This window comes from Novosphingobium sp. SG754, assembly GCF_013149315.1.
Taxonomy (GTDB): domain Bacteria; phylum Pseudomonadota; class Alphaproteobacteria; order Sphingomonadales; family Sphingomonadaceae; genus Novosphingobium; species Novosphingobium capsulatum.
Window position 1 is genome coordinate 796,760 of the sequence record NZ_JABGCC010000002.1, and the last position, 11,337, is coordinate 808,096.

Consider the following 11,337-nt stretch of genomic DNA (forward strand, 5'->3'; position numbering starts at 1 on the left):
GGAAATTCCCTTGGTTTCCGTTCGGGCTGAGCTTGTCGAAGCCCGCTCCCCCGCGCGCCGCTTAGAACTGCGTGCGCACGGTCAGGCCATAGGTGCGCGGATCGCCGACCTGGCCGACGATCAGGCCGGTGTTGCCCGAACCGACCGCGAGCTGCTCGAAATAGTGCGTGTCAAAGGCATTGCGCAGCCAGCCATAGATATCGAAGCGGCCCTCGCGGCGCACGCCCAGGCGGAAGTTGGTGAGCGCATAGCCTTCGATCCAGGTATAGGCCGAAGGGGTGGGGTTGGACGAAAAGCGCGAGCGATAGTTGCCATCCACGCCGAGATAGACCTGCCCTTCCCCGCCGAACGCCTGGACCGGCAGGTTGACTTCGCCGCCATAGGAGAACGACCACTTCGACACGCCGGGCAGCACTTGGCCGGAAATGTCGCACGACAGCGGGCTGATCCCCGGCGTGCCCGGCGCAGCCGGCGTGCCGATCAGGTTGCCGTTGGCATCGACATTCTGCGTGCCACCCGAAAGCTCGGGCGCGCAGGGCGCATTCTTGAAGCGCACATACTTGGCATCGGTGTAGGCGGCGTTGGAATAGAGGCTGATCCGCTCGCTCGGCCGCACTGCGAAATCGACTTCGACACCCTGGGTGCGCACCTTTTCGGCGTTGGCGAGATAGCCGCGCAGCGCGCCCACGGTGTAGTTCGTCACCTGCGCCTGATAGTCGTTGATATCGGTGCGGAACGCGGCGACGTTGAACGTGCCCTTGCGGTTCCAGAACTGCGTCTTGATGCCCAGTTCAAAGTGGTTGACGCGTTCCGGCTTGATCGTGGCAAACTGCAGCAGCGGAGTGCCATCGGTGTTGGCCGGCACGCCGTTGAGGTTGATGCCGCCCGATTTGAAGCTGCGCGCATAAGTGCCATAGACGTGGACGTCGCTGGTGGGATCCCAGGCCAGCGTCGCGTCGCCCGACAGGTTCCAGTCGCTGAAATTGGCAACGAAGTACTGCGGCGCGAGCACGGCCAGCTGGGCCTTTTGCCGCGCGGTGTTGTTGGTGGCAAACGTGACGAGTGCCCCGTTCCCATCGGTGACGGTGGAATTGTAGATGCCGTCCTTCTTGTCATAGTTGAGGCGCACACCCGGCTGGATCGACAGCGTGTCGGTCAGCTTGTAGCCGAACTTGCCATAGATTGCCGCGCTGGTGTTCTTGAGCGTGATGTCGTTCGCGGCGGTCAGGCCGTTGAGCACGCTGGGATCGTTCGACAGCGCATTGCTCGGCGCGATCAGGAACTTGCTCGCCGCCGGGCCCTGCTGCTGAATGCCGGTGGTGTGGATCTTCTGATAGAAGCCGAATGCGCCGACGGTATAGTTGAAGCGGCCGGTTTCGCCGGTCAGGCGCAGTTCCTGGGTATACTGGTCCTGGTGCGAGGGATTGTTGGACTTGGTCGTGATCGGCAGGCCGAGGTAATCGCGGTCGTTCGACGGGTCCCAATCCCAATAGCGCCACGCCGTGATCGAGGTGATCGTGCCCAGCCCGGTCTGGATCTTGGCGCGCAGCGACACGCCGCCCACCTCGTTCTTGGCGCGCAGGGCCACGTCTTCGTCGGTCACGCGATCGAACGGATTGGTGCTGGGCACGGCATAGTTCTGCGCGGCAGCGAGCGCGGCATACTGGCGGTTGAGCGGCCGCTGCGTGGCGCCGGTGCGCACATAGACCAGCGCGCAGCAATTGGGGTTCTGCTTGTTGTAATCCCCCGCCAGCGTCACTTCGACCGTGCTCGACGGGCGCCACAGGAATTGCAGGCGCGCGCCCTTGTTGTCTTGCGAATTGATCCACTGGCGCTGCTTGACGTTATAGACCGTCCCGTCGCGCTCGGTAAACGAGCCGGCCAGGCGCACCGCCAGGGTATCGCTGAGCGGGCCGGACACTGCGCCCTTGAGCTGGACGAAACCAAGGTTGCCGGCGGTCGCCTCCAGCCGGGCCTCGGGCTCGAACGTGGGAGCGCGGGTGGTGATGTTGAGCGCGCCGGCGGTGGTGTTCTTGCCAAACAGCGTGCCCTGCGGCCCGCGCAGCACTTCGATGCGGCTCACGTCGAGAAAGTCGAACGTGGAGGACGCGGCACGGGCATAGAACACGTCATCGATATAGACGCCCACGCCCTGTTCGATGCCGTCGTTGGTCAGGCCCAGCGGCGCGCCCAGGCCGCGGATATTGACCGAGGTATTGCGCGGGTTGGACGAATAGAACTGCAGCGTGGGGGTCAACTGCGTGAGGCGGCCGACGTTGAACGCACCGGCGGCATCGATGTGGGCGCCGCCCACCACGGTAACGGCCAAAGGCACGGTCTGCACGGTTTCGGCGCGGCGGCGGGCAGTGACGACGATGCTGTCATCCACCGGTGGCGCGGCAGCGGCTGGCACAGATTTGCTGGCGGCGTCTGCCGGTGCAGGCGCATCGGCGGCATGGGCCGGGGCGGCGAGCGCGAGAGCCAGGCCGGCGGAAGCCACCGACGCGGCAAGATGGGCGCGAACGAGCATGCTGATATCCCTTTCGACATGCCGGACCACGCGCGCGGAGGGGTTCCGTGGCGGGTGGCGGCATGGTCTGTTGTTGGTTTTTGCCATGGCCGGCGGCCCTCCCCAGAGCCGTGGTGCCGCCATGGATTGCTTGGCGTGATCGAAAATTCTGGCGGATCAGTGGTTGTTGAAGCGGCGCTTCTCGGTCACGTCGATCTGGACGACGCGCCCTTCATGAACGGTGAGGCCGACATGGCCATAGCGCAGCCCGGCCAGGGCCTCGCGCACGCTGTCGAGCGATTGCTCGATCAGGCGGGCCTGTTCCGGATCGCGGGCGGCCAGATCTGCATTGGCAGGTGTGATGGACATCGGCTCTCTCTTGCAAAGGCTTAGGTCTTGGCCCCGCCGCGGCGAGGTGCCTGTTGCCACCTTCTTATACTCAACTTTTGCGATAGACATTAAACGAGTTGTTGGAGGCCAGATAGCGAAACTTTCGCCACGATGAACGGCGCTACGCCTCACCCGCACACCAGCAGGCCCGGCCCACCAACGCAGACCAAGCAATTGATAATATTCATTAACAACCAGAGTCCGCAGCGGGCTTGGGCATGCGCGGCCAGCCCGCTGCGGATCGGCCGTGGTCGCGCGCCTGGGCACGCGACTCACCGGGGCCATGCTCGCAATCTAGCGTAACGACGCCCGCTGACGAGCGGGCGGGCGGCGAAGCGGGCATGATTCTCGACAAAACGAGTAGAGATTAACGCACGGTCTGTAACGTTTCCTGACAGGGCCGCTTTGCACTTGCCAAGGCGCTGCTGCCCGTTTCTAACATCGTGCTTGTCATACAAGAGTAGCAAAGCGGAACGATGGCGCGCGGGACCGCAACAACACCAAGCAGGACAGCAATCGTGGCAGAAACCAGCGCAGCGCCGGGTGGCGTACTGCCGATGCAGGCCCTATCCGCGTTGACCGAGGGTCCACCGCCGATGCGCTATTTCAACCGCGAGTTGAGCTGGCTGATGTTCAACCGCCGCGTTCTGGCCGAGGCGCAGAACACCAACTATCCCTTGCTGGAGCGGCTGCGCTTCCTGTCGATCTCGGGCAGCAACCTCGATGAGTTCATGATGGTGCGCGTGGCCGGGATCGCCGGCCAGGTGCGCCGCGGGATCGACGAGGTTTCGATCGACGGGTTCAGCCCGGTCCAGCAGTTGCAGCAGATCCACGGCGCCGTGGAAGACCTGGTCAGCGCCCAGCGCGTGGTGCTGGGCGAGCTGTCAGACCTGCTGGCCGACGCGGGCATCCATCTGGTGGGCGACAAGCCCCTGCCCCGCCACCAGGCCGATTGGCTGGCGCGCTATTTCACCGAGCATGTCATGCCGGTGCTTACCCCCCAGGCGATCGATCCGGCGCACCCGTTCCCGTTCATCGCCAACCAGGGCACGGGCATCCTGTTTTCGATGGTGCGGGTGGCCGATAATGACCCTGTGACCGAGATGATCCTCGTGCCGCCGGCGCTGCCACGCTTTGTCAAGCTGCCCGACGATGGCGGCTGGATCAGCATCGAGGAACTGGTGCGCCGCAACGCCGCCACGGTGTTTCCTGGCTTTCGCATCCAGGGTTCGGGCACGTTCCGCGTGCTGCGCGACAGCGACATGGAGATCGAGGAAGACGCCGAAGACCTGGTGCGCTATTTCCGCACGGCGATCCAGCGGCGGCGGCGCGGCAAGGTGATCATGCTGCAGTTGCAGGATGATTTCGATCCCACGGCCGAGCAATTGCTGCGCGACAAGCTGCGCCTGGACTATGCGCTGGTGGTGAAATCGCGCGGCCTGCTGGCGATGAACGGCCTGTCGCAGATCGTCGACATGCCGCGCCCGGAACTGAAGTTCGAGCCCTATAACCCGCGCTATCCCGAACGCGTGCTGGAACACGACGGCGATTGCTTTGCCGCGATCCGCGAAAAGGATCTGGTGATCCATCACCCGTTCGAAAGTTTCGACGTGGTGGTCGATTTCCTGCGCCAGGCCGCCGAAGACCCGGATGTGGTGGCGATCAAGCAGACGCTCTATCGCGCCGGCAAGCAATCGGCAGTGATCGCCGCGCTGATCGCGGCGGCCGAAGCGGGCAAGTCCGTCACGGCCGTGGTCGAACTCAAGGCGCGGTTCGATGAAGAACAGAATCTGCACTGGGCGAGCCAGTTGGAGCGCGCCGGGGTCCAGGTGATCTATGGCTTCGTCGACTGGAAGACCCACGCCAAGGTTTCGATGGTGGTGCGGCGCGAGGGCGATGGCTATCGCACCTATTGCCACTTTGGCACCGGCAACTATCACCCGGTGACCGCGCGCATCTATACCGACCTGTCGTTCTTTACCGCCGATCCCAAGGCGGGGCGCGATGCCGGGCAGCTGTTCAACTTCATCACCGGCTATGTCGAGCCCAAGAACACCGAGTTTCTTTCCATCTCGCCGATCGGGCTGCGCCGCACGCTGTATGATTGCATCGAGCGCGAGATCGCCTTTGCCCGCGCGGGCAAGCGCGCCGCGATCTGGGCCAAGCTCAACGCGCTGACCGACAGCCGCCTGATCGAGCGGCTCTATGCCGCAGCGCAGGCTGGCGTGGACATTTCGCTGGTGGTGCGCGGCATCTGCTGCCTGCGGCCCGGCGTGCCCGGGCTTTCGGAACGGATCACGGTGAAATCGATCATCGGCCGCTTTCTGGAGCACAGCCGCATCTGGGCGTTCGGCAACGGCGGCGCCCTGCCCAACCGGCGCGCGCGGGTGTTCATCTCTTCAGCCGACGGGATGAGCCGCAATCTGGATCGCCGGGTGGAAGTGCTGGTGCCGATCCGCAACCGCACGGTGCACGACCAGATCCTGGACCAGGTGATGCTGGCCAACCTGATCGATACCGAGCAAAGCTGGACTTTGCACGCCGATGGCGATTATCAGCGGGTTTCGTGTCGATCCGACGCGGACGAGAAACCGTTCAATGTGCACCGCTATTTCATGACCAATCCTTCGCTTTCGGGCCGCGGCGCGGCCCTTACCAAGGGGCGCAAAGTGCCCAAGCTGGCGCTGCGGCGCGGTGGCGCAACGGTCGATTGACGGCGCGATGGCATTTGGCCTGTCCCGTGGCAAAGAAGCGCCCAAGCGCGCCATTATCGATATCGGCTCCAACACCGTGCGCCTGGTCATCTATGGCCAGCCGCTGCGCGCGCCCAAGGTGCTGCACAACGAGAAAGTGACCGCCCGCCTGGGCAAGGGCGTGGCCGAAAGCGGTGATCTTTCGCCCAAGGCCATGGCCCTGGCGCTGGCCTCGCTCGCCCGGTTCAAGGCGATCCTGGCGCTGCAAGGGGTCAGCGAGGTGGACGTGGTGGCCACCGCCGCCAGCCGTGACGCGCGCAATGGTCCGGCCTTCCTCGACGCCATCGCCAAGCTGGGCTTTGCCCCGCGCCTGCTCTCGGGCGAGGAAGAGGCGATCACCAGCGCGCATGGCGTGCTGGGCGCCTTTCCCAAGGCCAAGGGCGTAGTCGGCGATCTGGGTGGCGGCAGCCTGGAACTGGTCGATGTGGACGGGCAGCGCTGCACCCATGGGGTCAGCCTGCCGCTGGGCACGCTGCGCCTGCCCGCGCTGCGCGCCGAAGGGCAGCGCGCGTTCGGGCAGAAGATCACCAAGGCGCTGGCCAAGGCGGAATGGAAAGCCACGCCGGGGCAGACGCTCTATCTCGTCGGCGGCTCGCTGCGCGCCTTTGCCCGCCACATGATGGTGGAAACGCGCTTTCCGATCGATGATCCGCATGGCTACGTCGCCGATCCTGCCCTGGCGCTCAAGCTGGCCAAGGCCCTGGCGCGGCGCAAGGGAGAGGCGGTGGCGCCGATTGCCGGGGTTTCCGGCGGGCGCCTTACCAGCCTGCCCGATACTGCCGCGCTGCTCGCCGTGCTGATCGCCCGGCTAAAGCCCGAAAGGCTGGTATTTTCCGCCTGGGGCCTGCGCGAAGGCGTGCTGTGGGAAGCGATGCCCGATGCCGTGCGCGGGCAGGAACCGCTGGTCGCCGGCGCCTCTGCCTTTGCCCAAGAACACGGCATTTCACCCAACACCGCCAGCATGGTGGCCGGCTGGACCGCCGGCGTGGTGCAGACCGACGGGCCCGACCGGCGCGAGCGCCTGCGCCTGGCCGCCACGATGCTGTGCATGGCCTCGGCCACGGTGGAGCCCAACCTGCGCGGCGACCTGGCGCATGAATGGGGCCTGCGCAAACGCTGGATCGGCGCGACCGCGCGCGATCGCGCGATGCTCGCCGCCGCGATGATCGCCAATACCGGCAAGCTGACGCTGCCCGAAGATCTCAACCTTCTCGCCACCCCCGCGTCCCTGCGCGAAGCCCAGGCCTGGGGCCTTGCCACCCGCCTGTGCCGCCGCTTCACAGTGGGCGCGCCTTCTGCGCTGAACGGCAGCACGTTGCGCCGCGAAGGCGAGGTGCTGGTGATGGAAGTGGAAGACCGCCATGCCGTGCTGATCAACGACAGCGTCGGCCGCGATCTCAAGGCGCTTGCCGCGCATCTGGGGCTGAAGGCGGCGATCAGGGAGCGGTAGGGCTCAACCCGGGCGGACGACCATCGCAAACAGGCGGTCGAGGTTGAGCTGAATGTCCTGGACCGATGGATTGTCTGCGTATTTGGCCATGCCAAGCGGCAAACTCATGCTCTCGTGCAAAGCAGAAGCCTCGGCGTCGGTCAGAATATTGCGGCCGCGCAGGATATTCGCCAGACTGACGATGCCGTTGATGGCCGAAATATCAGACGCTTCGTGCGCATCGAGCAACTGGGGGTCGATGAGGCTGGGACTATCCGTCATGAAACTGGCTCCACCGGTTGGCGATGCCGGCAATCTTGCTGATTTTCCGGCATGCCAACGGCGCGCCGAGCGTTGGCATCGGCGCGGCCAGAGTGGCAAAGCAGGGCAGTTGCCCGCTTGGTCTCACCGCTTGATCGTGACGATCCCGACCGGCGCTGGCTTGGTCGATGGATTGGAGGCGTTAAGCTTGGGCGGCTTGGCCGCCTTGGGCTTGCGGACTTCCTTGTTGGATTTCTTTTGACCCTTGGCCATGCCAATTCCTTTTCACGGTGCGAGCAACGCTCTTTACTTTGAAGCGTATTCGCCCGGCTGCGCACCAAAGTTGTCGCGCGCAAACGTGCGGGCGCCAGCCATGGTCTTGAACAGTTCGTCTTGCAGCTGCGCCGTGACCAACGGATACCCTTGCGAATTGTATCGGATACTGCGCACGGTCAGCCGGAAATTGCCTTCCGCATCCTTGTTGATCAGGAACGGACGATTTTTCGGATCAGACATTTTCGGCCTCCAGCAATGTCAATTCGGCATGTAGCGACAGGTGCGGTGTGGTCGCGCGGTTGGATCAACCGCGCGACCCGCATCCATCAGGCAGCCTGGAGATTCACTGCCGAAACCTTGCCGCGGCGATCGGTTTCCAGCTCGTACGAAACGCGCTGGTCCTTTTCGAGCGTGCGCATGCCGGCGCGTTCCACGGCCGAGATGTGCACGAAGGCATCGGTGCCGCCGTCATTGGGCGCAATGAAGCCATAGCCCTTGTCGACGTTGAAAAACTTTACGGTTCCGGTCGTCATATGGATAACCCTTTATCCCATGGTTTGACGGGCATGCGCCAACAGCGGCGCATCCCGGCTTCTGTAGTGCTAGAAAAGGATAAAGGGGTGGCATAAAGCTGCCGATTTATCCGTCGCATGCGACGTAAGCACAACCCTAATAACACGATGCCGAAAAATTGAAAGGCAATTCTCGGTTTTCGTGGAATCGTGGCCGGGATTGATGCGCAATACAGCGCGCCGCGCGCAATACAGCGCGCCGCGCCGGGGGAATGCGGTAGAATTGAGCTGTGGTGCTTACAGGCCCTCCCCCAGCCCCTCCCGCCAGCGGGAGGGGTTAGGGGAGGGAATGTTTGGACTAATCAATCCGCAGCCCACCAACCCGCCGGAACAGCTCCAGGATCAGCGGATCGCGCTCGGCGCTGCGGATGGCCGCTTCGAAGCGCAGTTGCCGTTTGGGCGATGGCAGGACTTGCACCAGTTCCCCGCTCGCCAGTTCGCCGCGCACCATGGTTTCGGGCAACAGCGCGGCGCCGCTGCCCAGGCGGATGATTTCGACCAAGGCGCGGACGTTGTTGCAGGTGCGGATGACTGGCGGCGTGATGCCGTGCTGCGCGAGGGATTCGCGCATGATGCCGTGGATGGGTGAGTGTTCCGGGATCGACCACACCGGCAGCGCTTGCTTGAAGCCGCCGGCCTGCGCCGTGGCCTTGCTGGCCGCCCAGACCAGCGCGACGCTGCCCAATGGCGTGGTGCGCACGCCGGGGCTGGCGACCGGGCCGGCGAGGAACACCATGTCGCTGGTGCCGGCGAGCAGTTGCTGGAGCATGCGGGCGGTTAGGTCGAGCTCGATCTCCAGCGTCACGCCGGGCAGGTTCTGCTCCACCGCCGCGACGAAGGCGGGCAGGCAACTGGCGGCGGCGATCTCGCCGGTGCCGATGCGCACGATGCCGGTGGCGCCGCCAAAGTCGCTCGCCTTGAACAGCGCGCGTTCGAAGCCGGCCCACAGCGGCTCGAAATCGGCGACCAGGGCGCGGCCGCGCGCGGTGAGCACCATGTTGCGCCCTTCGCGGCGGAACAGATCGACGCCCAATTGCTCCTCGATCTCTTTCACGCGGGCGGAAATGGCGGGCTGCGTAGTATTGAGCCGCTCTGCCGCGGCGCGGAACGTGCCCAGGCGGGCAATCCACAGCAGGGTTTCGAGGTGATAGATGGCCAGGCGCTTCATGGGCCTGCGGTATCATATCCAGGTCTTATCATAAAAGATAACAATGTATCGCTAGTTCCGATCGATTGGCTGGCGTAAGACGGGGCATCAATGGAGAGGTGCCGATGGCCAACAAGATCTATCCCTCTGCCACAGCCGCGCTGGACGGGCTGTTGCACGATGGCCTGCTGATCGCCTGCGGGGGCTTTGGCCTTTGCGGAATCCCTGAGCGGCTGCTGGATGCGGTGCGCGAGTCCGGGGTGAGCGGGCTGACCTTTGCCAGCAACAATGCCGGCATCGACAACGAAGGCATCGGCAAGCTGCTGCGCACGCGCCAGGTCAAGAAGATGATCTCGTCCTATGTGGGCGAGAACAAGGAATTCGAACGCCAGTATCTGTCGGGCGAGCTGGAGGTGGAATTCTGCCCCCAGGGCACCCTGGCCGAGCGCATGCGCGCGGGCGGCGCAGGCATTCCCGGCTTCTACACCAAGACCGGCGTGGGCACGCTGGTGGCCGAGGGCAAGGAAGTGAAGAATTTCGACGGGCAGGACTATATCCTGGAACGCGGGATCTTTGCCGACCTGTCGCTGGTCAAGGCGTGGAAGGCGGACGAGAGCGGCAACGTGGTGTTCCGCAAGACGGCGCGCAATTTCAACGTGCCGGCCGCGACCTGCGGCAAGGTCTGCGTGGTGGAAGTGGAAGAGATCGTGCCGACCGGCAGCCTCGATGCCGATGGCATCCACCTGCCGGGCGTCTATGTCCAGCGGCTAGTGCTGGGCGCGCCCTATGACAAGAAGATCGAATTCCGCACCACCCGTGCGCGGGAGAACGCCTGATGCCCTGGACTCGTGACGAAATGGCCGCGCGCGCGGCGCGCGAACTTCAAGATGGGTTCTATGTGAACCTGGGCATCGGCATCCCCACGCTGGTGGCCAACCACATTCCCGCCGGCATGGAAGTGACGCTGCAATCGGAAAACGGGATGCTGGGCATCGGCCCCTTCCCGTTCGACGACGAGGTCGACGCCGACCTGATCAACGCCGGCAAGCAGACCATCAGCGAACTGCCGCAGACCGCCTATTTCGATAGCGCGCAAAGCTTTGCCATGATCCGGGGTGGGCATATCGACCTGACCGTGCTGGGCGCGATGGAAGTGTCGCAGGGCGGCGATATCGCCAACTGGATGGTGCCCGGCAAGATGATCAAGGGCATGGGCGGCGCCATGGACCTGGTCGCGGGGGTGAAGCGCATCATCGTGGTGATGGAGCACTGCGCCAAGGACGGCAGCTCCAAGTTCATTCCTGATTGCACCCTCCCGCTGACTGGCAAGAACGTGGTCGACATGGTGATCACCGACCTCGCCGTGTTCCAGCGCCCGGATCACGACAGCCCGTTCCACCTGGTGGAGCTGGCGCCGGGCGTGACGGCCGAGGAAGTGGCGGCCAAGACCACGGCGCATTACGTGGCGGCCTGAACCATTGCTGCGCCGCCATGGCCGCAGGGCCACTGGCGGCGCAGTGCCCAGACTACCTTTTGAACCAACATGAAAATTTGGTCATTCATCCCGATGTCAGGCCCGAGCCATTAGCCCCTGCCCCGGGACCGATGGGAAAGCGCAATCGGGAATTGACCATGACCTGGAACATCAACTTCCTGCACCCCGGCAAGGCTGTGAAGTGCGTCATCACCTCGCTCGTGCTGTCGATCCCGCTGTGGACCGGATCGCTGGTGGTGGCCAAGCTGGTGATCGTGCCCGAAGTGCGAGCGATTGCCGCACAGTGGAGCGGCGACGCACGCGCGCTGGTGCCCGAAAGCGAACGCCGGGCCGAGCAGGACACCCAGCCGCTGCTGATCGCCAGCCAGCATGAAGCACATGTGATGGCCGACGCGCTGCGGCGGATCTAGCCCGTCTTATTCATGAGGTCGCTGTTCCGGTCTGATCGGTTTTGATTGTTCGCTGGCGGCATGATGCAGTCGCGCGTCATCGACGGTGTTTTCAC

The 11,337-nt window shown here is 64.3% G+C and carries 12 protein-coding genes; 5 read left to right on the plus strand and 7 right to left on the minus strand.

Annotation, left to right across the window (positions count from 1 at the left end):
- Positions 1-61: 61 nt before the first annotated feature.
- Both FHW97_RS08090 and FHW97_RS08095 read right to left on the minus strand, forming a co-directional pair.
- Positions 62-2,530, minus strand: a complete 2,469-nt coding sequence (locus FHW97_RS08090) for a TonB-dependent receptor (protein ID WP_171798570.1) — start codon at positions 2,528-2,530, stop codon at positions 62-64.
- 156 nt (positions 2,531-2,686) lie between these two features.
- Entirely contained in the window at positions 2,687-2,878 is a 192-nt protein-coding gene (locus tag FHW97_RS08095; protein ID WP_062782575.1) for a YezD family protein, read from the minus strand.
- 578 nt (positions 2,879-3,456) lie between these two features.
- Between FHW97_RS08095 and FHW97_RS08100 the strand changes: the two genes are divergently transcribed.
- Both FHW97_RS08100 and FHW97_RS08105 read left to right on the plus strand, forming a co-directional pair.
- Positions 3,457-5,613, plus strand: a complete 2,157-nt coding sequence (locus FHW97_RS08100) for an RNA degradosome polyphosphate kinase (protein WP_171798643.1) — start codon at positions 3,457-3,459, stop codon at positions 5,611-5,613.
- A 7-nt stretch (positions 5,614-5,620) separates the two neighbouring features.
- Complete coding sequence (locus FHW97_RS08105; protein ID WP_171792381.1) at positions 5,621-7,102, plus strand: exopolyphosphatase; 1,482 nt, start codon at positions 5,621-5,623, stop codon at positions 7,100-7,102.
- Positions 7,103-7,105: 3 nt separating this feature from the next.
- Here FHW97_RS08105 and FHW97_RS08110 read toward each other — a convergent pair whose 3' ends face one another.
- The 5 genes from FHW97_RS08110 to FHW97_RS08125 form a co-directional block, all read right to left on the minus strand.
- Positions 7,106-7,363, minus strand: a complete 258-nt coding sequence (locus FHW97_RS08110) for a hypothetical protein (protein WP_022677084.1) — start codon at positions 7,361-7,363, stop codon at positions 7,106-7,108.
- 123 nt (positions 7,364-7,486) lie between these two features.
- Entirely contained in the window at positions 7,487-7,615 is a 129-nt protein-coding gene (locus tag FHW97_RS22205; protein WP_255352173.1) for a hypothetical protein, read from the minus strand.
- A 33-nt stretch (positions 7,616-7,648) separates the two neighbouring features.
- A complete protein-coding gene (locus FHW97_RS08115) occupies positions 7,649-7,858 on the minus strand; it encodes a hypothetical protein (protein ID WP_171798571.1) in 210 nt (69 codons plus the stop codon).
- 86 nt (positions 7,859-7,944) lie between these two features.
- A complete protein-coding gene (locus tag FHW97_RS08120; protein WP_022677081.1) occupies positions 7,945-8,151 on the minus strand; it encodes a cold-shock protein in 207 nt (68 codons plus the stop codon).
- Positions 8,152-8,488: 337 nt separating this feature from the next.
- Entirely contained in the window at positions 8,489-9,358 is an 870-nt protein-coding gene (locus FHW97_RS08125) for a LysR family transcriptional regulator (RefSeq protein WP_171798572.1), read from the minus strand.
- A 104-nt stretch (positions 9,359-9,462) separates the two neighbouring features.
- On the opposite strand from FHW97_RS08125, the gene FHW97_RS08130 reads away from it, so the two are divergent.
- From FHW97_RS08130 to FHW97_RS08140, 3 genes are all read left to right on the plus strand, one after another.
- Positions 9,463-10,173 carry a CoA transferase subunit A gene (locus FHW97_RS08130; protein WP_022677079.1) on the plus strand — a complete coding sequence of 237 codons (711 nt, stop codon included), beginning with the start codon at positions 9,463-9,465 and terminating at the stop codon, positions 10,171-10,173.
- On the plus strand, positions 10,173-10,811 hold the full coding sequence (locus FHW97_RS08135; protein WP_022677078.1) for a CoA transferase subunit B: 639 nt from the start codon (positions 10,173-10,175) through the stop codon (positions 10,809-10,811). Before FHW97_RS08130 ends, FHW97_RS08135 begins: the two co-directional genes overlap by 1 nt.
- Before the next feature lie 158 nt (positions 10,812-10,969).
- Positions 10,970-11,242 carry a hypothetical protein gene (locus tag FHW97_RS08140; protein WP_022677077.1) on the plus strand — a complete coding sequence of 91 codons (273 nt, stop codon included), beginning with the start codon at positions 10,970-10,972 and terminating at the stop codon, positions 11,240-11,242.
- The last annotated feature ends 95 nt before the right edge of the window (positions 11,243-11,337 follow it).